This window comes from Meiothermus granaticius NBRC 107808, assembly GCF_003574355.1.
Lineage (GTDB): Bacteria > Deinococcota > Deinococci > Deinococcales > Thermaceae > Meiothermus > Meiothermus granaticius.
Genome location: NZ_QWLB01000008.1, coordinates 35,102 through 57,678, shown reverse-complemented (window position 1 = coordinate 57,678; position 22,577 = coordinate 35,102). Strand labels below are relative to the sequence as shown.

Sequence of the window (22,577 nt, the reverse complement as noted above, 5' to 3'; positions counted from 1 at the left end):
GCGTGAAAGAGCTTCAACTGAGTGTCCAGGGCATGACCTGTGCGGCCTGCGTGAACCGTGTTGAACGGGCGCTTAAGAAGGTCGAAGGGGTGGCCCAGGCCAGCGTCAACCTGACCACCGAGCGGGCCAGCGTGCAGTATGACCCAGCGGTCGTCGGAGTAGCCCAGCTCAAGCGGGCGGTGCGAGAGGCGGGGTATGGGGTGCTCGAGGTGGAGCGCGAGCGCGATCGGGCCGAGCTCGAGCGCCAAGCCCGGGAGCGGGAAGTCACTGCCCTGAGGAGGTCGCTGGGGTTTTCGGCCACCCTGGCCCTACCGCTGTTGCTCCTGGCCATGCTCCCCATGCTGTGGGGTTCTGCCGAGATGGTTTTGCATAGCCTGGCTTCGGCCAGCGTCTGGAATTGGGTCATGCTGGCCTTGGCCACCCCGGTGCAGTTTGGCCCAGGACGGCGGTTCTACCGCCACGGCTGGGCGGCCCTGCGCTCGAGGGCCCCGGACATGAATAGCTTGGTGATGATCGGGACCTCGGCAGCCTACTTCTATAGCCTGGCGGTCACGGTATTCCCTGGGCTCTTTCCCGCGCACTCGAGGCACGTGTACTTCGAGGCCAGTGCGGTGGTCATCACCCTGATTTTGCTGGGCAAGTACCTCGAGGCGTTGGCTAAAGGGCGCACCTCCGAAGCGATGAAGCGACTGCTCTCATTGCAGGCCAAGACCGCGCGGGTGCTCAAGGGCCAAGAAGAGCTGGAGCTGCCCCTGGACGAGGTGTTGCCCGGCGATCTGATCGCGATGCGCCCGGGGGAGAAGGTGCCGGTGGATGGGGTGGTGGTGGCGGGCTCGAGCTATGTGGACGAGAGCATGATCACCGGTGAGCCGCTCCCCGTAGCCAAATCCGCCGGGGATCGGGTCATCGGTGGAACCCTCAATGGCCATGGAGCCTTTACCTTCCGTGCCACCGCGGTGGGAGAGGATACCGTGCTCGCGCAGATCATCCGGCTGGTGCAGGAGGCCCAGGGCTCCAAGCCAGCCATTCAAGGGCTGGCGGACCGGGTGGTGGCGGTGTTTACCCCCATTGTGCTGGGCATCGCTGCCCTGACCGCGGTGGTCTGGCTGGTCTTCGGAGGGACGGAAGCCCTCTCGCTGGCCTTGGTCAATACCGTAGCGGTGCTGATCATCGCTTGCCCCTGCGCGATGGGCCTGGCCACCCCAACCAGTGTGGTGGTGGGCACCGGAAAAGCCGCCGAGATGGGGGTGCTCTTCCGCAAAGGCGAGGCCGTGCAAACCCTGGGGGAGGCTCGAGTGGTTGCGCTGGACAAAACCGGAACCCTCACCCAGGGCAAACCCATGCTCACCGATCTGCAGGTTCTGCCGGGGTTTGAAGAAACCGAAGTCCTGCGCTTGATGGCCTCCCTCGAGCAAAACTCTGAGCACCCCCTGGCCCGGGCTATTGTGGCTGCGGCCCAAGAACGGGGCTTGGAATTGCTGGAGACGGTGAGCCTCGAGGCCCTACCGGGGCTTGGGGTAAGGGGTCAGGTGGGGATTTACCGCGTAGAGGTGGGCTCGAGCCGCTTGATGGCGGAGCTGGGCATCGAAATCCCCAGCTTGCCCGCAGAGGAGCAGCTCGCTGAGGAGGGTAAAACCCCGCTCTACGCGGGGGTGAACGGCCAGTTGGCGGCGCTGCTGGCGGTGGCGGATCCCCTCAAGGAGGGCAGTGTTGAGGCGGTGCGGGCCCTGCATCGGCAGGGGTTGCAGGTGGCCATGATCACCGGCGACAACCGTCACACCGCCCAGGCCCTGGCCCGGCAGCTGGGCATTGATACCGTATTGGCCGAGGTACTGCCCCAGGGCAAAGCCGAGGCGGTGCGGCAGCTTCAGGGGCAGGGCCGCAAGGTGGTCTTTGTGGGGGATGGGATCAACGACGCGCCTGCCCTGGCCCAGGCCGATCTGGGCATTGCGATGGGCAAGGGAACCGATGTGGCCCTCGAGACCGCCGAGGTGGTGCTGATCTCCGGGGACCTTCGGGGAATTCCCAATGCCGTGGCCCTTTCCCGAGCCACCCTGCGCAACATTCAGCTTGGCCTGTTCTGGGCCTTTGCCTACAACATCTTGCTGATCCCGGTGGCCGCAGGGGTGCTCTATCCCTTCACCGGTTGGTTGCTCTCGCCGGTGCTGGCGGGTGCAGCGATGGGGCTTTCCAGTGTTTTTGTGCTCTCCAATGCCCTGCGGCTCAAGGGATTCCAGGCTCCCCTCCCGCTTGTATAGGGGAGCCCAGGTGAAAGCCCCCTTACAGCCACCCGTCTTTGGCCCTATCGGGGTTTCGCCACAAGATCAGAACCCCGTAGTTGGCGCAACTGGGATCTTCCAGATACTCGGGAATGATGCCCCAGATGGCGTATCCGCGCTTGAGCTGTACTGAGATCACCGGATCGAAGCGCTCCCCCCGGATGACCTCGAGCAAGTACCGTTCCAGCGGCATCTCCTGCTGTACTGCGCCGTAGCCCTTGGGCATGGCCCCGGCGCTGTGCCCCTTAAGCCCCAGGCGGCGCACCAGGCCCTGCCGGGCGGTGTAGAGCAGCGTGGATAACCCCTGCCCGCGGTAGTCAGGGTGAACCCCGATGTCCGCGCCGTAAAGCCAGTCCCCCTGGGGGTCGTGAGTGGAGAGGGTCATCTGGCCGGAGATCTCCACAAAGCGGTGGTGGATGTGCGAGAGGTCGAGCCGCACGATGAGGTCACTGCTCGAGGCCACCACCCTGCCGCTCTCGCGCTCAATTACGGCGTGTTGCCCTTGGGGGAAATGCTGCATGTGGCTGCGGAAGTGGTGGGCCAGGGTCAGCTCGTCTTCGGCCAGGCTAGGAAAGGAAAGCCGCTGGATGATCTCGAGCTGCTCGGCCATCCAGGGCTCGCTCTGAACAACCACAAAGCGATGATCCGGGCTCGCAAGAATCTCGTTCATAAGCGTTTGAGGCGGTGTTTCGATTAGCGGCTCTTGATCCGGGTCCAAGCCTCGTCGTAGAGCTTGTCTTTCTCCCCCTGCGGGAGGATAAATTCCAAGACCTTCATCTGGGCCTCGGTGGGCCAGACCGCCGGATTTTTGAGCAGCTCCGGCTTCATCAGGGGCTTGGCCGCAGCATTGGGCGTGGCGGAGTTTTGATAGTTGGCCAGTCGAGCCCCAATTTTGGCGTCCAGGATGAAGTTGATGAACCGGTGGGCGGCCTCGGGGTTGGGGGCCCGGGCGGGAATGGCCATGTTGTCGAGAAAGAGGGTGCTGCCCTCTTTGGGGATGGTGAAGCCATACTTGGGGTTCCCCCCCGCGGTGCGCAGGGCGTCTTGATTGTAGACCACCGCTGCAACGGCCTGATTCCCCAGCAGCAGCTTGGTGGCCGAAACCCCGCCCTGGAACCCCAGGCTGTTCTTGGAGTTTTTTGCCTGCAGCAGAAGGTCAATCACCTTTTTCAAGGCGGCGGTATCGGTAGAGTTGACGCTTTGCCCGATATAGCGCAGGCCGATCCCCAACATCTCGCGCTGCGAGTCCATCAGGGTGAAGCGGCCCTTTTGCTGGGCCGGGTCGAAGAGCACCGCCCAGCTCTGGGGCGGGGTTTTGAAGACCTGGGTGTTGTACATCAGCCCCACTGTGCCCCACAAGTAGCCCACGGTGTACTGGTTGCCGGGATCAAAGGGTGGGCTTTTGAACTTGGGGTCGAGGTTTTTGAGGTTGGGAATTTTGGCCGGGTCGAGAGGCTTCAGCAGGCGAAGCTGAATCATGGCCGGGATGATGAAATCCGAGGGCACGATCACGTCGTATTGGGAATCCCCTCCGGCCTGGAGCTTGGCCAGGAGCTCTTCATTGGATTCGTAGTAGCTGATGCGCACCTTGATCCCGGTGGCCTTCTCGAAATCGCTGATGATGGCCGGTTCGATGTACTCTGTCCAGGTGTAAAGCCGAAGCTCTTTGGGCTGGGCCAGAGCCAGGGTTGTGAAGGCGAGGAGCGCCAGGACTCTTTTCATGTTCAACCCTCCTGCAATATGGTTCTGAGCGCGCTGAGGCTGAGGTTGGCCCCGCAGATCACGATGGCCACGCGCTTGTTTTGATACTGTGGGGCGGTTCGGGAAAAAGCAGCCAGCGCCACCCCGGCAGCGCCCTCGAGCAACCCGTGCTCCTGCTCGAGAAAGGCCCGCATCGCCGTGCGGATCTCCGCTTCGCTCACCGTCACCCAAGCGTCCACCAGGCTTCGGCAGAGGTCGAAGGTGAGTGCGCCGGGCTCGAGCCCCCCCGCGCTCCCATCCGAAAGGGTGGGCTTGGCCTCGATGGACACGATTTTCCCGGCCTGAATGGAGGCCCACATGGCCGCGTCGTTTTCGGGCTGGCAGCCGATGATCTGGGTGTTTGGGCTCACCGCTTTGAGGTAGGTGGCAATCCCTGCGATCAGGCCCCCGCCCCCCACGGTTACAAAGAGCGCGTCCAGGGGATACGGCCACTGCTGGGCGATCTCCACCGCGAGGGTGCCCTGCCCTGCGATCACGTCTGGGTCGTTGTAGGGTGAGATGTAGGTCAGGCCGGCCTCCTCAGCGTAACGCCGGGCGTACCCTTCGGTGTCGTCGCCGCTCCGCCCGTAAACCCGCACTTCGGCCCCATAGCGCCGAATGGCCTCGAGCTTGGTGGGTGAGGCGCCCTCGGGCACAAACACCACCCCTTTGCCCCCAAGCTTGGCCAGTCCCCAGGCCACCCCCAGCCCGTGATTCCCGCTGCTGGCGGCGATCACCCCTTTTTGCCGCTCTTCCGCCGAGAGCGAGAGCAGTTTGTTCAGCGCCCCCCGTACCTTGAAGCTGCCGGTGGGTTGGAAGTTTTCGAGCTTGAACCAGACCTCGGCTCCGGAGGCTTGGGAGAAGGCCGGAGAGGGCCGCAGTGGGGTCTCTAGCCCGTAGGGATGGAGGCGGGAGTAGGCCTGGAGGATGGACTGGGTCTGCATATGGCCATCAGGCCCCTACGGCCAAGGCCTTGTGGGTTGAGCGGATGGCTGCGGCTACCACCTCGAGCCCCTCCCGCAGCATGTCCTCAGGGATTTCCAAGGCGGGCAGGAAGCGGATGCAGTTGGTATAGAGGCCCGCGCGAATCAGAATCACCCCGTTGGCAGAGGCCGCCTTGATGGCCTCGAGGACGAACTCTGGCCAGGGCTCTTTGGTCTGGGGGTCTTTGACGAACTCCACCGCCATCATGGCCCCGATTCCCCGCACATCCCCAATCGCCGGAATCTCCTTTTGCAGCGGTTCAAATACCTCGCGCACGACCCGCTCGACAGTGGCGGCCTTGGCCAGGACCTCCGGCCTCGAGAGGTATTTAAGGGCTTCGATGGCGGCCACGCTGGCCAGCGGGTTCCCGCCATAGGTGCTGCCTTGCCCCCCCACATGAGGCGAGTCCATGATTTCGGCCCGGCCCGTCACCGCACTGATGGGCATCCCCGCCCCCAGGCTCTTGGCTGAGATGATCAAATCGGGCACGACCCCGCTGTGCTCGATGGCCCAGAGCTTCCCGGTGCGTCCGGAACCGCTTTGGATCTCGTCGGCGATCATCACCGCGCCGGTGGCGTCACAGACCTCGCGAATCTTGCGCAGGAACTTGTGGGGTACCGGGACAAACCCTCCTTCCCCCAAAACCGGTTCGATCACGATGGCGGCCAGGGCCGAGGGGTCAATGTGCGCGATGAGGGCGTTGTCCAAATTCCAGCAGGCCCACTCGAGGTATTCCTCCGGGGTCATGCCCTTGGGGGTGCGGTAAAGGTTGGGCATCGGCAGTCGGTAGACCTCCGGTGCAAATGGCCCAAAACCCTTTTTGAAAAGGCTCCACTTGCTGGTCATGGCCATGGTCAGGTTGCTGCGCCCATGGTAGGCTCCCTCGAACACGAGGATGCCGTCGCGCCCGGTGTAGCGCCGGGCGAACTTCACCGCGTTCTCTACCGATTCCGCCCCGCCCGAGGCCAAAAAGGTCTTTTTGGGGAACTGACCGGGGGTGAGCCGGTTGAGCATCTCGCAGACCTCTACATAGCTTTCATGATTGGCCACGATGGAGCAGATGTGGATCAGGTCTTCGGCCTGGGCTTTGATGGCCTCCACTACAGCCTGAGGGGTGTGCCCGGCTGCCAGCACGCCGATGCCGCCCGCGAGGTCAATCAAGGTGTTGCCGTCTACGTCTTCTACCAGGGAGCCATGGGCTTTCTTGGCCGCGATGGGGCTGGCTTGGCCTAAGGCAGCAGTGACCGCGGCGGACCGCCGCGCCTGCAAGGCCTGGCTTTGGGGGCCGGGGATGGGGGTTTTGAGTTGGATATAAGGCATAGATTCCTCCAGGGGAGGTCTAGGGTCTAGGGTCTGGGGCCGGGTATTACCGGCCTACCGCAAAAAGGATGTACTGCTTGCAGCGCCAAGCAACCCCCAGCCCCGGAGGTGGAATGCAGGCTTTTTGCACGTCCATTTGTCTCTAGCTTAGCAGAGCGGAGATCCGGCGCGTCCATCCAAAATAGAGGTAACTCAGACGAGAGGGGCTTAGCGGCTCTTGACCGCCGTCCAGACCTCGTCGTAGAGGCGGGTGTCCTTGCCTAGGTCGAGGACGAACTCGAGCTTTTCCATGATTGCAGCACTGGGGTAAATCGCCGGGTTCTTGCGGTCGGCGGGGTTGATGAAGGGCAGGGCGGCCTTGTTGGGGGTGGCGTAGCGGTTGAAGTTGGAGAGCTGGGCGCCGATTTTGGGGTCGAGGATAAAGTTGATGAACCGGTGGGCCGCCTCGGGGTTGGGGGCGCGGGCGGGAATGGCCATGTTGTCCAGGAAGAGTGCGGCCCCCTCCTTGGGCACCACAAAGCCCACGTTCTTGTTCTCGTCGGCAGCCTTGAGGGCGTCGCCGTTGTAGACCACCGCATAGGTGGCCGTACCCGCGACCAGCCGGTTCTTGGCCCCCACCCCGCCTTCAAAGCCCAGGAAGCGGGGGTTCTTCTTGGCATCCAGCAGCAGCTTTCCGGCGGCTTGCACCTGTTTGGGATCCCTGGTGTTGATGCTATAGCCCAGATAGCGCAGCGCCCCGCCCATCATCTCGCGGATGGAGTCCATCAGCACAAAGGGCTTGTCGGCCCCCGGCCCCAGAATGACGCTCCAACTGGTGGGGGTGGGCACGCGGTCTTTGCGGTACATAATGCCCGACATGCCCCACTGGTAGGCCACGCTGTAGCGGTTGCCGGGGTCGAAGGGCGGGTTGGCAAACTTGGGGTCGAGGTTTTTCAGGTTGGGAATTTTGCCCTGGTCCAGCGGCTGCACCAGCTTGAGCTGGACCAGGGTGGGGATGATGTAATCGCCCGGCACGATCACGTCGTACTGTGAGACCCCCCCGGCCTGGAGCTTGGCCAGCATGTCCTCGTTGGATTCGTAGAGGTCGATGCGCACCTTGAGGTTGTACTTCTGCTCAAAGGCTTTGATGATAGCCGGATCCATATACTCCGACCAGATGAACAGCCGCATCTCTTTTTGAGCCATGGCCGTCGCCAGAGCCATTAGGGCCAATAAAGCCAGCAGACGCTTCATAGGGGTTCCTCCCGAGGGGTTGATTCACAGTATTCCCATATCGAGCCTAGATTTCATGAGCCGAAGCCGGCCTCCCCTCAACGCCGGGTGAGCCGCTCAGAGGCCAGCACCAGGAGCACCGTCGCCAAGAAGATCAGGGTGGAAAGCGCGTGGATTTCTGGGGTAACCCCCCTTCGCACCGAGGCATAGATGAACAGGGGAAGGGTTTGTGAGGTTGGGCCGGCGGTGAAAAAGCTGATCACGAAATCGTCCAAGGAGAGGGTGAAGGCCAGCATGGCCCCCGCCACAATCCCCGGGGCGAGCAGCGGAAGCAACACCCGCCGGACAAAGTAGCTGTAATCGGCGTAGAGGTCCCGCGCGGCCTCGTCGAGGTCGCGGCCCAGGCTCTTGAGGCGGCTGCGCACGGTGAGGGCCACGAAGGCGATCTGGAAGGTCACATGGCCTAAAATCATGGTCAGCAGACCGGGTTCAAACAGGGTAGAGATCGCCCGCAGGGCCCCAAAAGCCACCACCAGGGCTACTGCCAGAATGATGTCTGGCGTAACCACCGGCAGATAGAGCAGGTTATCGAGCCAGCCCCGGCTGCGCCGCCCCCAGGGGTAGCGCTCCAGGGCAATGGCCAAAAGCGTGCCCAGCACGGTGGCCACGAGGGTGGACACCACGGCCAGAACCAAGGTGTTGCGGGCGGCCTCGAGGATCTCGGCATTTTGCAGGAGCCGGGTGTACCAGTCGGTGGTAAACCCATTCCACTGCAGGCCGTAGCGGGTGCGGTTGAAGGAGAGGATCGCGATGGCCAGCATCGGCAGGTAGAGAAAGGCCAGGGTGACCAGGGCCACAGTGCGGACCAAGGGGTTCAGGCGGTGCATCCCGGCCTCCGGCAGGGCCAACCCGTAGCGCTCGAGGGGCTCATACCAACTCCACCCCCTGTCCCCGGCGGCGGTAGATCGCCAGCCCGAACAGGGTCAGGATCATCAGGCCCAGACTAACCGCCGCCCCGTAGGGATAATCGCGGCTGCTGTAGAACTGCTGCTGAATGAGGTTTCCAACCAGCAGATACTTGGCCCCACCCAGCAGGTCGGGGATCACGAACATTCCCATCGCGGGGATGAAGGTCAGGATGATCCCCACCGTGAGCCCGGGCAAGGTTTGCGGCCAGATGCCCTGGAAGAAGGTACGGACCCGGCTGCTGTAGAGGTCTTGTGCGGCTTCCACCAGGCTCCAGTCCAGGCGCTCGACCGAGGAGAACAGCGGCATCACCACGAAGGGGAGAAAGGCGGTCACCATCCCGATGTACACCGCGAACGCACTGGGATACAGTGCGCCATCGGCAGGAATCAGCCCCAGAACCTGGGCGACTTTAGCGAAGGGGAACTCCGGCGAGAGCAGCATTTGCCAGGCGTAGGTACGGATGACCAGATTGGTCCAGAAGGGGATGATCACCAGCGCGAGCCACAAATACCGGGTTCGAGGGGGCTGGGTGGCGATGAAGAAGGCCAGGGGATAGGCCAGTACCACGCAGATCACGGTGGTCACAAAAGCCACCCAGAGGCTGCGCAGCAGGATCAGGATGGTGTCGGGGCTCCAGCCAAAGATACCGTAGCCCAGCAGCCTCGAGTAGTTCTCCAGGTTCCAGTTCCAGAGGACGTCGCCGTACTGTCCGCGCTCGGCAAAAGAGAGGGCCACCAATGCCAGGCCGGGGATCACCAGCAGGCCCAGGATCCAGATCACCGCCGGGAGCAAAAACCACAGCCCCCGGCGGTACAAGCGGCCTGGGGTGGTCAGCTCGCCGAACCACACCACCAACCGGCCAAGGCTCGAAGGAGTGGTCTGCATGGCTACTCCTCGAGCACCACCAGGGCTTGGGGGGGAAGCTCAGCCCAAAGCTCCTGACCGACCCGAAGCGCGGGGTGCGGCCCGGTGCGAATCCGCAGATCGCAGGGCTCGAGCCAGGCTTCTTGATAGGCCCCGCGATACACCGCCTCGCGCACCCTCACCCGAAGGCCGTTTTGGCGGGGCTCGGTGTCGCGCAACTGCACCCGCTCGGGCCGGATAGCGACCGAGCCCTCCTCCCAGGCCGGGGTTTGGGGCAGGATCAGCCGGCCAAAGCTGACCTCGAGGCCCCCGGGAACCCGCTTGCCCCGCAGCAGGTTGGCGGCCCCCAGGAACTCGGCCGCAAACCGTGTGCGCGGGTGCTCGTAGACCTCATCCGGCGTGCCGGACTGCTCCAGGTGCCCTACCCGCATCAGGGCGATGCGGTCCGAGACCGCCATGGCCTCGTCCTGGTCGTGGGTTACCAGGATGAAGGTCAGACCCAGCTGCTGCTGCAAGCGGCGCAGCTGGATCTGCACCTCGGCTCGAAGTTTGGCGTCCAGAGCGCTCATGGGCTCATCGAGAAGCAAAACCTGAGGTTCATTGACCAGGGCCCGGGCCAGGGCTACCCGCTGCTTTTGGCCGCCGGAGAGCTGGTGGGGCAAGCGGGCCGCGAACTTCTCCAGCTGTAGGATCTCCAGGCCGTACTTTACCCGCCGCTCGACCTCGGCAGGGGCCATGCGCCGCGAGCGCAAGCCGAAAGCGATGTTCTCATACACCGAGAGATGGGGAAACAGGGCGTAGCTCTGGAACACCGTGTTCACCGGGCGCTGGTTGGCGGGAAGACCGGTTAAATCCTTGCCCAGCAGCACAATCCGGCCTTGGTCGGGCAGCTCGAGCCCGGCGATGATCCGCAACAGGGTGGTCTTGCCGCAGCCAGAGGGCCCCAGCAGGGTGAAAAACTCCCCCGCCTTGATCTCGAGGCTCACCCCACCCAGGGCGGTGGCTTCTCCAAAGCGCTTGACTACGCGCTCCACCGAGAGCGTTCCGCCGACCTGCTTCGCATCGGCAACTACCGTCATGGTTGACGGGTAGCTTACCAGAAACGCTCAGCCAGAGGGTAGGGGATGGGGGGTTTGCCTTTCTGAAAGCGGAAAATCAACCCCCACTCCAGCCCGAAAAGCCCCCTCGAGTTCAGGCCAGCGCTGAGGCCAGGGCCCCCTCGAGGATCTCGAGGCCCCTGCGCACCTCATCCTCGCCCGCTACCAAGGGCACCAGGCAGCGAATCACGTTGTAGTGCATCCCGGCCTTCATCAGGAGCAACCCGCCTTCTCGGGCCGCATCAATCACTTTCTGGGTGAGGGCCCCATCGGGTTCCTTGCCCTCCGGGGTCTTGACGAGCTCGATGGCCGCCATCGGCCCTAGCCCCCGCACATCTCCAATCTGGGGGAAGCGGGCCTGGAGCCGCTGGAACCCCTCGTGCAGCACCTCGCCCAGGTGCTGCCCTTTTTCTAAAAGCCCTTCCTCCTCGAAAATCTCCAATACCGCCAGCCCGGCTGCGCAGGCCAGCGGGTTCCCCGCGAAGGTTCCGCCCAGCCCCCCTACCGCCGGGGCGTCCATGATCTCGGCTTTCCCCAGCACGCCGGCAATGGGCACCCCACCCCCAATGCTCTTGGCAAAGCAGATCAGGTCGGGCTCTACCCCCGCGTGCCCGATGGCCCAGAACTTCCCGGTCCGCCCGATCCCGGTTTGGATCTCGTCGTCAATGAAGACGATGCCGTGTTTTTTGGTCAGGTTGCGCAGCGAGCGCAGGAAAGCCGCCGGGGCCGGGATGAATCCCCCCTCGCCGAGCTGGGGCTCGAGGATGATGGCCGCCACCCGGTCCGGGGCCACTTCGGTATCGAACAGCTCCTGCAGACCTTCCAGAGCGGCCTTGGTGTCCCAGCCGCGATAGGCATAGGGATAGGGGGCGTGGTACACCTCTGGGGCAAAGGGGCCAAAGTTCTGGCGGTAGCTTGATTTGCCGGTCAGGGTCATGCCCATCAGGGTGCGCCCGTGGAAGCTGTTCTTGAACGCGATCACCGCGGGCCGACCGGTGTACTGCCGGGCAATTTTGATGGCGTTCTCGGTGGCCTCGGCCCCGGTGGTCACGAAGAAGGCTTTTTTCTCACCCGCTCCCGGTGCCGTGGCGCACAGCCGTTCGGCCAGCTCGATGTAAGGCTCGTAAGCCACGGCCTGAAAGCAGGTGTGCATGAACCGACCAGCCTGCTCCTGCACGGCTTTTACAACCTTAGGGTGGTTGTGCCCCACGTTGAGTACGCCGATTCCACCGATCCAGTCAAGGTATTCTTTGCCGTCTATATCCCAAATTTTGCCTCCCAGGGCTTTGGCAACCACTACGGGTTGAACCTGGGAAACCCCCCGGGGGATGATCTTGGAGCGGCGCTCGAGCACTTCTGCGGTGCGGCTTCGGGTGATGGCCATGGCTTCCTCCTCAAGCAAGGGCTTTCAGTCTACGGGAGGCAAACCCGCAAACACAAGATTGTTCGGGCCTTGGCGGCTCAACCCAGGTTCATGCCCACATCGAATCCTGCCGTATAGCCTTGGCTGGGGCTGCCCCGGAGGCTCAGGAGCAATTGGTGGCCGCCGTTGCGGTAGAGGCTGTCTCGGGCGTTTGGGGTGTTGCGCGGGCCTTTGCGGGCATAGGGTTGGGTGGCGTGGACCTGGTCGGTCACCTCTTCCGGGAAGAACAGCTGTGAGGTGAATTCCGTGCCTCGATAGCGCAGCTTGAAATGAATATGGACCGCACGGCCTGGATACCAGCCGGGGTAAATGGCGGTGAACTTGGCCCCACCGTCCTGGGCGGTAACTTGATATCCCCGCAGGAAGTCCTGACCTACCGTGCGGTTGGCCTCCACCCCGGAATAGGCTCCGAGCGCGTCGCAGTGCCAGATATCCACCATCACCCCTGGGAGCGGGCTGCAGGCCCCAGGGCGGACCTGGGAGACCCAAAAGGTCAGGACCAGGGGAACCCCTGGCCTAACCTCGCCACTGTGGCTATCCGACCGAACATCGGAGCGATTTAGCTTCTCGTCCACAAAGAACGGGCCCTCCATCAGGGCTGGGCGCACCACGCAGGAAGGGAGGCTGGATTGGGCTTTAGAGCCCGACCCCGTCAGCCAGCCGGTTCCCAGCGCGGCTCCACCCAGCACGCGCAGGGCGCTGCGGCGGCTGAGCAACTGGCCTACCCTATGATCATCGTTATCCATACAGACGCTCCTTGGGAAGGGGATTCGGTTGTCGGAGGGCGAGATTCCCAGTTTGCGGCTTTGCTGGGTATAAAGGATGAGGACCCTATAACCGCGCGGTAACCTGAAGGGGGGAGGATATCGCCGATGCGCCTCTTGCTGCTCGAGGACGAACCCAACATCGCTCGACCGGTGCGGCGCGCCCTGGAAGCCCAGGGGCATACCGTTCAGCACGCCGCCGATCTGGGTCAAGCGCGGGAGCTTCTGGCGGAGGGGGAGCCGGACCTGATGGTGCTGGATGTGCGGGTGCCGGAGAGCGAGGATGGGGGGTTCATCCTGGCCCGGGAGGTGAGGGCGGCTGGGTACAAGGGGCCTATTCTGTTCATGACCGCCCGGGATGCCCTCGAGGACCGGGTAATGGGCCTCGATGAGGGCGGGGACGACTACGTGGTCAAGCCCTTTGACCTACCGGAGCTGCTGGCCCGGGTGCGGGCCTTGCTGCGGCGGGTGAGCGAGGTCAAGACCAGCCGCATCGTGCGGGGGCCACTCGAGCTGGATTTGGCTGGGCGGACCGTGCGCTGGCGGGGAGTCCGGGTGGATCTGAGCAGCCGCGAGTACGCGGTTTTGGAGCGCATGGCCCTCTCGCCGGGCCGGGTGTACAGCCCTGAAGCGCTCACCGACTTGGTCTGGGGCAGTGAGGCCTCCGATCCTGGGGTGGTCAAGGTGTATGTGCACCACCTGCGCAATAAGCTGGGCCCCGAGGTCATACGCACTGTGCCCGGAGGGTATCGGCTGGGGCTCGAGGAGACCGAGGCCCCATGACCCTAAGAGCCCGACTGGCCCTGTTCATCGCGGTCACCATCGCCCTGGCGCTCTTGGCCCAGGGGGTGTTTGGTTACCTGAGCTTTCGGCGCTTGCTGCTCTACAACCTCGACCGCGACCTAGGCAGCTATGTGGGGCGGCTTCTGGCCGATTTGCGGCTGGGCTCCGAAGGGGACGACCGGCTGAGGCGGGGAGGGCGGGCCGGGCGGGGGCCGGAGGGGTATGTGGCTCGAGCCCGACTGGTCCAGGATGGGGAGGTGCTGCGTGCCTGGGGGGAGTTTCCCAGCACGGTACCGCTGCTGGAGCCGGCCCCCCCACCTCCGGGATCAGACCGCCCGATGGAGATTCGCTCGTACTCGGGCTGGCGGGTGGCCAGCTTGCGCCTCGGGCCCGGTACCTACCTGCAAGCCGCGCTCCAGTCTCAGCAGGTCGAGAACAGCCTGGCCAACTACCGCTCCACCGTGCTGTTCACGGTTCTTTTGATTTCCTTGCTGGGGGCCGGGGTGGCGTTTGGGTTGAGCGGCCCAGCCCTGCGCCCATTGCAACACCTGCTCGAGACCACCGCCCGGGTGGCCCATTCCGCCGATCTTTCCCTGCGGGTGCCGGAGGTCGGTGGGGGTGAGTTGCGCCAGCTCAGCCAGACCTTTAATCAGATGATGGACCGGCTGTCGGCGTTCTTGCGGCGGGAAACCGAATTCACCCGCAACGCTGCTCACGAACTGCGCACCCCGCTGGCGGCCATGCGGCTGCAACTGGATTCCTATGCCAGCGGTCAGGCCACCTCCGAGGAGACCTTAGCGGTGGTGGAGGAAGAGGTCGAGCGGATGACCCGTTTGAGTGAGGCCTTGCTGGTCTTGGCCCGGGAGGGCCGCTCACAGCGGATCGCCTGCGACCTGGCGGCATTGGCTCGAGCGATGGCTGGGGAAGCGGGGGCCGCCTACGAGGGGCCGGCGCGTCTCGAGCTGAGCGCAGACCCACTCCTGCTGCGCCAAGCCCTGAGCAACCTGCTCAGCAACGCCAGGAAATACGCCCCTGGAGCAGAGGTGCGGGTGGGGCTCGAGCTGTGCGAACCCCCCTATAAGGTTTCGGACCATCCGAAGAGGGCCTTTGCGCTGCTGAGCGTGACCGATACCGGGCCGGGGATGTCTCCCGAGGCCCTCGAGCGGGCCCCGGAGCCATTTTTCCGGGCCCCAGGAAACCGCGTGGCGGGGAATGGGCTGGGGTTGAGCGTGGTTGCCCAGGTGGCTCAAGCCCACGGAGGGTTTCTCCGGCTGGAGCCCAATTCGCCCCATGGACTGCGGGCCGAGGTATGGCTCGCGGTGGAGGGGGACTCAGGGGGGTGAAGGCCGCCCCTCTACCGGCTCCCTTCCTGAGCCCCCTCCTGCTGGAGGAGGGGCAGCCTGACCTGAAATTCAGCCCCGCCGCTTGCGGGGTTGAAGGCGTTCACACGCCCACCGTGCAGCTCCACCAGGGCCTTGACGATGGCCAGACCCAGCCCGCTGCCCCCGGTGGCCCTCGAGCGCGAGCCTTCGGCCCGGTAGAAGCGGTCGAAGATCTTGTTCAGGGCCTCCGGGGGGATACCGGGGCCGCTGTCTTGCACCTTCAGGACGGCTTCATTTCCCTCCAGACCTGCGCTAAGCCGAATGGTGCCCCCCGGGGGGGTATGGGTTAGGGCATTGGTCAGCAGGTTGGAGATGACCTGCACCATGCGGTCGGGATCGGCGTTCACCCAGAGGGGCCTGGAGGGGAGCGGGGTTTCCAGGGCAATGCCCTTGCTTTGAGCCTGGGCTTGGAAACTGCTCATGGCCCCTAGGACCTCGCCCAGATCCAAAGGGCGGCGGAGGAGGGTTAGCTTTCCGGTATCGGCCAGGGAAAGGGTGCGCAGATCCTCGACCAGGCGGGAGAGCAGCTGGGTCTGGTGGTGCAAGCGGTCGATCTCGAGCATCTCGAGCGGCACTACCCCGTCCTGGATGGCCTCGAGGCGTCCCTGCATCACTGTGAGGGGGGTACGCAGCTCATGGGCGATATCGGCGATCATGGCCTTTCGGGCTTGCTCCAGGCCTTCCAGCGAAGCCGCCATACGGTTGAAGTTTCGCGCCAGCAGCGCGGTTTCGTCCTGGCTGCGGGGCTCGGGGATGCGAGCGGTGAGGTCCCCCTGGGCCAGACGGTTGGTGATCTTGGAAACCGCCTCGAGGGGCCGGGCCAGGCGCCGGGCGAAGACCAGGGCCAGCAAGATCCCCAAAAGCGCCGAGATCACGGCCCCCAGCAATAACCCTTGCTGCAGGCGGGATCGAAAACTCCCCCCCCGGGAGGACCTGGGGGCGGGGATGACCTGCTCTACCGGCTGGTTGGGGTTGCTCAAAGACTGCAAGAGCATGACCTGACTGCCGCTATGAGGATCAGCCGGCAATAGCTGCACCACCAGCTTTTCCCCGCTGCTCAGGCGCTTGCTGAGCTGAACTGAAAAATCGAGGGGCAGGGGTTTGGGGTCATCGCGCTGCAAGAACTCACGCACCGCGCTGGGCAGCTCCTTGAAGCGCTGCTGGTTGTAGTAGTAGGTCACCCCATACGTGATCAAGTTGGTCAGGAGCGCCACAGAGACCATCAACAGGGTCAGGCGCACCTCGAGCCGATTCCACCATTTCATAAACCAGGCTTAGGGCCTACTCCACCCACAGGCGGTAGCCCACCCCCCGCACGGTCTCGAGCAGGCTGGAGGCTCCGGCGGCTTCAAGCTTTTTGCGCAGGTTTTTGAGGTGCACATCCACCACCCGCTCCAGGGCATTCGACTCGGGCAGGGCGGCCTCCAACAGCTCGGCCCGGCTGAAGGCTTTGCCCGGAGCCTGGGCCAGGGTTTCCAGCAGTCGAAACTCGGTGGGGGTCAGGTCCAGGCGCTCGTGGTTCACCCTGGCCACCACCTTTTCAGGGTCCACCTCGAGCGGCCCACAGCGCAGGATGGCCCGGGCCGACTCCCCCCCACCGCTCCGCCGCAGCACCGCCTTGACCCGGGCCACCACCTCGCGCGGGCTGAAGGGTTTGGTCACGTAGTCATCGGCCCCCAGCTCCAGCCCCAGCAGCTTGTCCAGATCCTCGGCCCGGGCCGTGACCAGGATGACCGGGGTGTTGCCCTCGCTGCGGATGCGGCGCAGCACCTCGAGCCCATCCAGCTCCGGCAGCATGAGGTCTAAGAGCACCAGATCGGGCTGGGCCGCCCGGTAGAGGTTGAGGGCAGTTTTGCCATCCCCTGCTCGCTCGGTGCGGTACCCATCGCGGCGCAGGTAGCTCTCCAAAATCTCGGCGATTTCCGGCTCGTCTTCAACCACCAACACCAACGCCACAAGAGTTAGTGTATCGGTTACCATTTGAGTCTAGGCTGAACCTGGGATGTGAAGGGGTAGGGTGGGTTTTATGAAGGTTGTGCAAAGGCCTTCTTTTGCGCTTTGGAAGCCCATCCAGCCCCAAATGCCCTCTGGTTTACACATGCCTCGAGAGGTTCGTGCGTAAAGTGGTCACATGAGCGAAAGCAACCGCGCCCGTACTTTGGGCGAACTCAAGCGCACCTACCCGATGGAGAAACTGCTCCGCAGCGTCAAGGACGAGGCGCGAGAAAATCTCATCGCCAAGCTGCGCAGAGGCGAACGGCTCTTCCCCGGTATTCAAAGCTACGACGACTCGGTGATCCCTAGCCTGACCAACGCCATTCTGGCCCGGCATAACTTCATCCTGCTGGGGTTGCGGGGTCAGGCCAAAAGCCGCATTCTGCGTCAGCTCACCGAGCTGCTAGACGAGGCCATTCCGGCCCTGCCCACTGAAATTCGCGATAACCCGCTGCGCCCCCTCTCCGCGGAGGCCTTTCGCCTTTTGGAGGAGATGGGGGATGCCACCCCGATCGTCTGGATTGGACGGGATGAGCGCTACGTGGAGAAGCTCGCTACCCCCGATACCACCGTGGCCGACCTCCTGGGCGATATTGACCCCATCAAGGCGGCCAAGCGGGGCACCGGGCTCTCCGACCTCGAGGCCGTTCACTACGGCCTCCTGCCCAGGGCCAACCGGGGCATCTTCGGCATCAACGAGGTGGCCGACCTGGCCCCCAAGGTGCAGGTGGCCCTCTTCAACATCCTGCAAGAAGGCGACGTGCAGATTCGGGGGTATCCGGTGCGACTTCAGCTCGATGTATGGCTGGCGTTTACCGCCAACCCCCAGGACTACACCGCCCGGGGCAAGATCGTCACCCCGCTCAAAGACCGGATCGGATCGGAGATTCGCACCCACTACCCCCGGACCCTCGAGGAGGGCCTCAGCATCACCCAGCAGGAGGCCTGGATCGCCCGCGAAGAGGGCCTGTACATGCCGGCTTATGTGGCCGAGGCCACCGAGGCGGTGGCCTTTGTGGCCCGGGAGGATAAGCGGGTGGACAAGACTTCCGGGGTAAGCCAGCGCCTCAGCATCAGCCTGATCGAACTGGTGACCTCCAATGCCGAACGCCGGGCCCTCAAGTACGGTGACCGGGCAGTGGCCCGCCCGATGGACCTCTACTTTGCCCTTCCGGCCATTACCGGCAAGGTGGAGCTGGAGTATGAGGGCGAGCTGCAGGGCGCCGACCGGGTGGCCCGAGACCTGCTGCTCAAAGCCTTCGGGATAGCTTACGGTGAGCGTAGCCGAGGGCTGCATACTGACCCTATCACCGATTACTTTGCCTCCGGGCAGCTCCTGAGCCTACCTGAAGGCCCGGCCAAGAGTGTGCTCAGGGAGATGGAAAAGGTCCCAGGGTTGATTGCAGCCGCCCAGCGACTGGAGCCAGACCCCTCGCCGGAGGCCCTGGTGGCCGCAGGGGAGTTTGTGCTCGAGGGATTGGCGGGGCGGCGCAAGATTGCTCGGGGTGAGGAGAGCTACAGCGCCCCCATCGAGCGGGAGCGTGAGCGGTGGGGGAGCGGGAACTAAGAGATGTCGCAGGTCTCAGGTCGCATGTCGAAAGCCGGAGAAGGCGGCTTCAGCTTTGAGCAGCTCGAGGTGTATCACCTGGCGATGGCGCTGATTGTGGAGGTTTACAAACGGAGTCAGGCTTTTCCGGCAGAAGAGAGGTTTGGCCTGACCAGTCAGATTCGTCGGGCAGCCAACTCGGTAGCGCTCAACATTGCAGAGGGCAAGGTCCGTAACTCGGATAAGGATTTCCTGCGGTTCCTTTATCAGTCCCGGGGTTCTTTGCTCGAGACCGTAAGCGCTTTGCAAATTGCTGAGAATCTTGGTTTCACCTGTGCCCAGCAGACTGGAAGCCTTTACGCCAAAAGCCGTGAACCGATAGGTAAGCTCAACAGTCTGATTGCTTATCTAGAGCAGTCTACGACCTGAGACTTGTGACCTGCGACAAAGGATTACTCATGCGCGTTCGATACTCCAAATACGAGCCCGGCTTCGACGACCTCTCTGGGGCTGACCTAATGGACATGCTCCAGGATTTCCTGATGGATTCGGGCTTTTCCGATCCCTACAACCGTTACCAGCCCGACCCCGACCGCGCCCCTACCGCCGAAGACCTCTTCGATGCTTTGCTGCAGGCCCTGCTGGAAAACGACCGCGTCCCTGAGGAGTGGCTCGAGGAAGCCCGCCAGGCCAGAAACCCCGAGAACACCCGGCTTTACCAGGAGATCCAAAAGCTGATGCAGCGCCTGCAGGACGAGGGGTTTATCCGGCTGCCGGGCCAAGACCCCACCGATCCTGCCCAGGGTCAGGGAATGCAGGGGGAGTCGCAGGAGACCCGGCTCGAGCTGACCCACAAAACCGTAGACTTTCTGGGTCTCAAAAGCCTGCGTACCCTGCTGGGGGCGCTGGGTAAAAACGCCCCTGGGGCCCACGCAACCCGGCACTACGCCTCCGGGGTGGAGTCCAGCGGTGAGACCAAACCCTACGAGTTTGGCGACCAGCCCAACCTCAACCTCAGTGAGACCCTCAAGAGCGTGGTGATGAAGGGCCTGGAGAACCTCGAGGAATCCGATATGGTGATCGAGCTCTCCGAGTACACCGCCTCGATGAACACGGTGGTACTCCTGGACTGCTCCCACTCCATGATCCTCTACGGTGAGGATCGTTTTACCCCCGCCAAGCGCGTGGCCCTGGGCCTGGCCCACCTCATCCGCACCCAGTACCCCGGGGACCAAGTGCGCTTCGGGGTGTTCCACGACTCCGCCGAGGAGGTGCCGCTGGGTAAGCTCCCTATGGTGCAGGTCGGGCCCTACCACACCAATACCGCTGAGGGGCTCAAGCTGGCCCGCAAGATCCTCAAAAAGATGGGCGGGGAGATGAAGCAGATCATCATGATCACCGATGGGAAGCCCTCGGCGCTCACACTTCCCAGCGGGCAAATTTACAAAAACGCTTGGGGCCTGGACCCGGTGATTCTGGCGGAAACCCTGAAGGAGGCCACCCTGGCCCGCAAAGAGGGAATCCCCATCCACACCTTTATGCTGGCACGGGAGCCCGAGCTGCTGGCCTTTGTCAAAAAGCTCACCCAGATCACCAAGGGCAAGGCCTACATGACCACCCCTGCCAACATCGGGCGTTATGTGCTGATGGACTTCCTCAACCGCAAGGTCAGCCGAAACTAACCCATGCCCCCGAGCCTTTTGCGTGCAGCCAACCCCAGCCAGATCCCCGGAGAACCTGGGGTGTGGTTCTTGTTCAGGGGGGGCGAACTGCTGCTGAAGGAGGGCGCGCCGGTGCAGGGCAGCGCCCAGGAGCTGAGCCGTCTCGAGCCCACCCTTGTCCTGCATCTTGGCCAGCTCGAGGGCACCCCGATGCTCGCGGCTGAACTGCCTCCTGAGGCGAGCCTCGAGGGGTTGACCTCGGTGGGCTTGCGCGCGGCCTTCTCGCTGGGAGAACCGCTGTACGGCTTGGCCGGCTATGCCCAGCAGGCCCTCTACTGGGCCCGAACCAGCGCGTTTTGTGGCACCTGTGGCCACGCCAATGGCCCGGTGGGCCGCGATTTGGCCCGGACCTGCCCCAATTGCGGCCAAGCCACCTACCCCCGGGTATCCCCGGCTGTCTTGGTGCTGATTCACCATGAAGACCGCGTTCTGCTGGCCCAAAAACCCGGCTGGGGCAAGCGCTATAGCATCATCGCAGGGTTTGTAGACCCGCAGGAATCCCTCGAGGAGTGCGTGCGGCGGGAGACTCGAGAAGAGGTGGGGCTCGAGGTGGGCGAGATCCGGTATCTGGCCAGCCAACCTTGGCCCTTCCCCCACCAGCTGATGGTGGCCTTCTCGGCGAAGTGGGTCGGCGGCGCCTTGAAGCTCGAGGAGGAGGAGCTGCAGGATGCCCGCTGGTTTCGCTGGGATGAGCTGCCGGAGCTGCCCCCACCGATCAGCCTTTCGCGCCAGGTAATTGACGGGTGGGCCAAGCGGCAGCGGGAGCGATGGGGGGCCCGGGCCTCCGGGGGCTGACTCGACTCAGACTGGGGGGGCATCGCTCGGAACAACCCCCACCAGGCCGCGCTTAAAGTCGAGCCTGGGCCTGGGGGCCAGATATCCCCAAAACTCGGTGGCGCCCTCGCCGACCTGGTAGCGCAGGTAATACCGGCCTTTTTCGCCCTCGCCAAGGTCGCGCAGGCTCTCGACCCGGCTCAGCACCGCACCCGGATACCGGGCTTGGAACTGGGGGTTCTTCCGAAGCACTTGGTCTACGGCCTCCACCGTCCACAATTCTCTGGGGGAAAGCCTTGAATCCCCTGTGGGTTGACTGCTGATGATGCTGATCTCCACCTCCACACCGTTGATGGTTTGGGTTGCCATGGGGGTCTCCTGGGGCACAGTTTAGCCCTTCACAATGCCTATGGGCGCTTTGGCTACACTGGAGGGGTGAAAGCGCTTAGCCTGGTTGCCTACCTCTCCTTTGTGCTCGAGCGGATGTCGCAGGCCTTGCAAGCCCGGCCTCGCCCAATCCTGGGGCAGATCCGCCAGGTGGGGAACCCGCGGCCTCAGCTGCGGCTGGAGCTGGCTTACCATCCGGCCAAGGCCCTAGAGGGGTATGTTCTGATCCCCAAGGACCAGTATTTCCAAGACGCTGAGGCGCTTTTGGAACGCTTGTAGGCGCGAATTGTTTGGGGGCTAGCTGTTGACGCCCCCTATCAAGGTATAGGCTTGCTGCATGAAAGCCATTCGCGTCCATCAGATCGGTGGGCCTGAGGTGATGGGGCTCGAGGAACTCCCCCTTCCCACCCCCGGCCCCGGCCAGGTCTTGGTCCAGATTCGGGCCATCGGGGTCAACTTCATTGACACCTATAAACGCTCCGGGCTTTACCCCCTGCCGCTGCCGTTTACCCTGGGAGAAGAGGCCTCGGGGACGGTAGAAGCCCTGGGAGAGGGGGTAGGTGGGCTGAAGGTGGGCGATAAGGTGGTGTACGCCAATATCCTGGGCGCCTACGCTGAATACGCTGTAGTCCCGGCTGAAAAGCTGGTCAGGATCCCCGATGCCCTCGACTTCAAGCGGGCCGCTGCGGCGATGCTCCAGGGGATGACCGCCCACTACCTCGCCCACAGTACCTATCCTCTGAAAGCCGGCGAGACCTGCCTCATCCATGCTGGGGCGGGTGGGCTGGGGCTGCTGTTGATCCAGATGGCCAAGCGGGCTGGAGCGACGGTGATCGCTACCGCCAGCAGCGAGGAAAAGCGGGCCTTGGCCAAAGAGGCTGGGGCTGATTACGCCCTTCCCTACGAGGGTTTCGCTGAAGCGGTACGGGGACTGACCGGGGGCCAGGGGGCGCAGGTGGTCTATGACTCGGTCGGTCGGACCACCTGGGAGGGAAGCCTGAACAGCTTACGGGTGCGGGGGATGTTGGTGCTGTGTGGGCAGTCCTCCGGGCCGGTGGCCCCCTTCGACCCGCAGGTTTTGAACCAAAAAGGGGGGCTGTTCCTGACCCGGCCCTCCCTGGGCCACTACTTGCAATCGCGAGAGGAGCTCGAGTGGCGGGCGGGGGAGGTGATGCGCTGGGTGGCTGAGGGCAGGTTGAAGGTGCGCATCGGGATGGAGTTTCCCCTGGCGGAAGCGGCTGAGGCCCACCGCCAGCTACAGGCCAGGGCGACCACCGGCAAAGTGCTGTTGATTCCCTGAAGAGGGGTTTATAGCCCAGGGGGGAGGCTCGGCGGTT

General features: G+C 63.8%; 22 protein-coding genes. 9 read left to right on the top strand and 13 right to left on the bottom strand.

The window, feature by feature from the left end; genetic code table 11:
• Positions 1-2 precede the first annotated feature (2 nt).
• Positions 3-2,258 carry a heavy metal translocating P-type ATPase gene (locus Mgrana_RS04300; protein WP_276309144.1) on the top strand — a complete coding sequence of 752 codons (2,256 nt, stop codon included), beginning with the start codon at positions 3-5 and terminating at the stop codon, positions 2,256-2,258.
• A gap of 22 nt (positions 2,259-2,280) precedes the next feature.
• On the opposite strand, the gene Mgrana_RS04295 is transcribed toward Mgrana_RS04300, so the two are convergent.
• The 10 genes from Mgrana_RS04295 to Mgrana_RS04250 all read right to left on the bottom strand — a co-directional run bounded on the left by Mgrana_RS04295 (position 2,281) and on the right by Mgrana_RS04250 (position 12,634).
• A complete protein-coding gene (locus tag Mgrana_RS04295; RefSeq protein ID WP_119356370.1) occupies positions 2,281-2,949 on the bottom strand; it encodes a GNAT family N-acetyltransferase in 669 nt (222 codons plus the stop codon).
• Positions 2,950-2,972: 23 nt separating this feature from the next.
• Positions 2,973-4,001 (bottom strand): ABC transporter substrate-binding protein, encoded by a 1,029-nt coding sequence (locus tag Mgrana_RS04290; protein ID WP_119356369.1) that lies wholly within the window; start codon positions 3,999-4,001, stop codon positions 2,973-2,975.
• A gap of 2 nt (positions 4,002-4,003) precedes the next feature.
• Entirely contained in the window at positions 4,004-4,963 is a 960-nt protein-coding gene (locus tag Mgrana_RS04285; RefSeq protein ID WP_119356368.1) for a threonine/serine dehydratase, read from the bottom strand.
• Positions 4,964-4,970: 7 nt separating this feature from the next.
• The gene (locus Mgrana_RS04280) at positions 4,971-6,323 is read right to left on the bottom strand and encodes an aspartate aminotransferase family protein (protein WP_119356367.1); all 1,353 of its coding nucleotides are present in this window, start codon (positions 6,321-6,323) and stop codon (positions 4,971-4,973) included.
• 207 nt (positions 6,324-6,530) lie between these two features.
• Positions 6,531-7,556 carry a polyamine ABC transporter substrate-binding protein gene (locus Mgrana_RS04275; protein ID WP_119356366.1) on the bottom strand — a complete coding sequence of 342 codons (1,026 nt, stop codon included), beginning with the start codon at positions 7,554-7,556 and terminating at the stop codon, positions 6,531-6,533.
• A 77-nt stretch (positions 7,557-7,633) separates the two neighbouring features.
• The gene (locus Mgrana_RS04270) at positions 7,634-8,422 is read right to left on the bottom strand and encodes an ABC transporter permease (RefSeq protein ID WP_119356405.1); all 789 of its coding nucleotides are present in this window, start codon (positions 8,420-8,422) and stop codon (positions 7,634-7,636) included.
• 40 nt (positions 8,423-8,462) lie between these two features.
• Positions 8,463-9,389 (bottom strand): ABC transporter permease, encoded by a 927-nt coding sequence (locus Mgrana_RS04265; protein ID WP_119356365.1) that lies wholly within the window; start codon positions 9,387-9,389, stop codon positions 8,463-8,465.
• 2 nt (positions 9,390-9,391) lie between these two features.
• Positions 9,392-10,447, bottom strand: coding sequence for an ABC transporter ATP-binding protein (locus tag Mgrana_RS04260; RefSeq protein WP_119356364.1), 1,056 nt, complete (start codon positions 10,445-10,447; stop codon positions 9,392-9,394).
• 112 nt (positions 10,448-10,559) lie between these two features.
• Positions 10,560-11,849, bottom strand: coding sequence for a 4-aminobutyrate--2-oxoglutarate transaminase (gene gabT, locus Mgrana_RS04255; RefSeq protein ID WP_119356363.1), 1,290 nt, complete (start codon positions 11,847-11,849; stop codon positions 10,560-10,562).
• 77 nt (positions 11,850-11,926) lie between these two features.
• Positions 11,927-12,634 (bottom strand): intradiol ring-cleavage dioxygenase, encoded by a 708-nt coding sequence (locus tag Mgrana_RS04250; protein WP_119356362.1) that lies wholly within the window; start codon positions 12,632-12,634, stop codon positions 11,927-11,929.
• A 126-nt stretch (positions 12,635-12,760) separates the two neighbouring features.
• On the opposite strand from Mgrana_RS04250, the gene Mgrana_RS04245 reads away from it, so the two are divergent.
• Positions 12,761-13,435 (top strand): response regulator transcription factor, encoded by a 675-nt coding sequence (locus Mgrana_RS04245; RefSeq protein WP_119356361.1) that lies wholly within the window; start codon positions 12,761-12,763, stop codon positions 13,433-13,435.
• Positions 13,432-14,778 (top strand): sensor histidine kinase, encoded by a 1,347-nt coding sequence (locus Mgrana_RS04240; protein WP_119356360.1) that lies wholly within the window; start codon positions 13,432-13,434, stop codon positions 14,776-14,778. The genes Mgrana_RS04245 and Mgrana_RS04240 overlap by 4 nt, the downstream gene beginning before the upstream one ends.
• An 11-nt stretch (positions 14,779-14,789) precedes the next feature.
• Here the strand turns inward: Mgrana_RS04240 and Mgrana_RS04235 are convergent, their stop codons facing one another.
• Both Mgrana_RS04235 and Mgrana_RS04230 read right to left on the bottom strand, forming a co-directional pair.
• Entirely contained in the window at positions 14,790-16,082 is a 1,293-nt protein-coding gene (locus Mgrana_RS04235) for a sensor histidine kinase (RefSeq protein ID WP_119356359.1), read from the bottom strand.
• A 16-nt stretch (positions 16,083-16,098) separates the two neighbouring features.
• Complete coding sequence (locus Mgrana_RS04230; RefSeq protein ID WP_240631244.1) at positions 16,099-16,773, bottom strand: response regulator transcription factor; 675 nt, start codon at positions 16,771-16,773, stop codon at positions 16,099-16,101.
• 175 nt (positions 16,774-16,948) lie between these two features.
• Between Mgrana_RS04230 and Mgrana_RS04225 the strand changes: the two genes are divergently transcribed.
• From Mgrana_RS04225 to nudC, 4 genes are read left to right on the top strand one after another with little or no spacing between them, the layout of a single operon-like run.
• A complete protein-coding gene (locus tag Mgrana_RS04225) occupies positions 16,949-18,379 on the top strand; it encodes a sigma 54-interacting transcriptional regulator (RefSeq protein WP_119356357.1) in 1,431 nt (476 codons plus the stop codon).
• A 24-nt stretch (positions 18,380-18,403) separates the two neighbouring features.
• Positions 18,404-18,787, top strand: a complete 384-nt coding sequence (locus Mgrana_RS04220) for a four helix bundle protein (protein ID WP_119356356.1) — start codon at positions 18,404-18,406, stop codon at positions 18,785-18,787.
• A 29-nt stretch (positions 18,788-18,816) separates the two neighbouring features.
• Positions 18,817-20,040 (top strand): vWA domain-containing protein, encoded by a 1,224-nt coding sequence (locus tag Mgrana_RS04215; RefSeq protein WP_119356355.1) that lies wholly within the window; start codon positions 18,817-18,819, stop codon positions 20,038-20,040.
• Positions 20,041-20,043: 3 nt separating this feature from the next.
• A complete protein-coding gene (gene nudC, locus Mgrana_RS04210; protein ID WP_119356354.1) occupies positions 20,044-20,874 on the top strand; it encodes an NAD(+) diphosphatase in 831 nt (276 codons plus the stop codon).
• Positions 20,875-20,880: 6 nt separating this feature from the next.
• Here the strand turns inward: nudC and Mgrana_RS04205 are convergent, their stop codons facing one another.
• Positions 20,881-21,222: a hypothetical protein gene (locus Mgrana_RS04205; protein ID WP_147021130.1), complete on the bottom strand. Its 342-nt coding sequence runs from the start codon at positions 21,220-21,222 to the stop codon at positions 20,881-20,883.
• 66 nt (positions 21,223-21,288) lie between these two features.
• On the opposite strand from Mgrana_RS04205, the gene Mgrana_RS04200 reads away from it, so the two are divergent.
• Together Mgrana_RS04200 and Mgrana_RS04195 are read left to right on the top strand one after the other, a co-directional pair.
• Complete coding sequence (locus tag Mgrana_RS04200; RefSeq protein ID WP_240631243.1) at positions 21,289-21,519, top strand: hypothetical protein; 231 nt, start codon at positions 21,289-21,291, stop codon at positions 21,517-21,519.
• Positions 21,520-21,577: 58 nt separating this feature from the next.
• Positions 21,578-22,540 (top strand): quinone oxidoreductase family protein, encoded by a 963-nt coding sequence (locus tag Mgrana_RS04195; RefSeq protein WP_119356352.1) that lies wholly within the window; start codon positions 21,578-21,580, stop codon positions 22,538-22,540.
• Positions 22,541-22,577 lie beyond the last annotated feature (37 nt).

Excerpts from the sequence above, each read along its gene's own strand:
- Mgrana_RS04295 (WP_119356370.1), bottom strand. The coding sequence starts at position 2,949 with ATGAACGAGATTCTTGCGAGCCCGGATCATCGCTTTGTGGTTGTTCAG.
- Mgrana_RS04290 (WP_119356369.1), bottom strand. The coding sequence starts at position 4,001 with ATGAAAAGAGTCCTGGCGCTCCTCGCCTTCACAACCCTGGCTCTGGCC.
- Mgrana_RS04285 (WP_119356368.1), bottom strand. The coding sequence starts at position 4,963 with ATGCAGACCCAGTCCATCCTCCAGGCCTACTCCCGCCTCCATCCCTAC.
- Mgrana_RS04280 (WP_119356367.1), bottom strand. The coding sequence starts at position 6,323 with ATGCCTTATATCCAACTCAAAACCCCCATCCCCGGCCCCCAAAGCCAG.
- Mgrana_RS04275 (WP_119356366.1), bottom strand. The coding sequence starts at position 7,556 with ATGAAGCGTCTGCTGGCTTTATTGGCCCTAATGGCTCTGGCGACGGCC.
- Mgrana_RS04270 (WP_119356405.1), bottom strand. The coding sequence starts at position 8,422 with ATGCACCGCCTGAACCCCTTGGTCCGCACTGTGGCCCTGGTCACCCTG.
- Mgrana_RS04265 (WP_119356365.1), bottom strand. The coding sequence starts at position 9,389 with ATGCAGACCACTCCTTCGAGCCTTGGCCGGTTGGTGGTGTGGTTCGGC.
- Mgrana_RS04260 (WP_119356364.1), bottom strand. The coding sequence starts at position 10,447 with ATGACGGTAGTTGCCGATGCGAAGCAGGTCGGCGGAACGCTCTCGGTG.
- gabT (WP_119356363.1), bottom strand. The coding sequence starts at position 11,849 with ATGGCCATCACCCGAAGCCGCACCGCAGAAGTGCTCGAGCGCCGCTCC.
- Mgrana_RS04250 (WP_119356362.1), bottom strand. The coding sequence starts at position 12,634 with ATGGATAACGATGATCATAGGGTAGGCCAGTTGCTCAGCCGCCGCAGC.
- Mgrana_RS04245 (WP_119356361.1), top strand. The coding sequence starts at position 12,761 with ATGCGCCTCTTGCTGCTCGAGGACGAACCCAACATCGCTCGACCGGTG.
- Mgrana_RS04240 (WP_119356360.1), top strand. The coding sequence starts at position 13,432 with ATGACCCTAAGAGCCCGACTGGCCCTGTTCATCGCGGTCACCATCGCC.
- Mgrana_RS04235 (WP_119356359.1), bottom strand. The coding sequence starts at position 16,082 with ATGAAATGGTGGAATCGGCTCGAGGTGCGCCTGACCCTGTTGATGGTC.
- Mgrana_RS04225 (WP_119356357.1), top strand. The coding sequence starts at position 16,949 with ATGAGCGAAAGCAACCGCGCCCGTACTTTGGGCGAACTCAAGCGCACC.
- Mgrana_RS04220 (WP_119356356.1), top strand. The coding sequence starts at position 18,404 with ATGTCGAAAGCCGGAGAAGGCGGCTTCAGCTTTGAGCAGCTCGAGGTG.
- Mgrana_RS04215 (WP_119356355.1), top strand. The coding sequence starts at position 18,817 with ATGCGCGTTCGATACTCCAAATACGAGCCCGGCTTCGACGACCTCTCT.
- nudC (WP_119356354.1), top strand. The coding sequence starts at position 20,044 with ATGCCCCCGAGCCTTTTGCGTGCAGCCAACCCCAGCCAGATCCCCGGA.
- Mgrana_RS04205 (WP_147021130.1), bottom strand. The coding sequence starts at position 21,222 with ATGGCAACCCAAACCATCAACGGTGTGGAGGTGGAGATCAGCATCATC.
- Mgrana_RS04195 (WP_119356352.1), top strand. The coding sequence starts at position 21,578 with ATGAAAGCCATTCGCGTCCATCAGATCGGTGGGCCTGAGGTGATGGGG.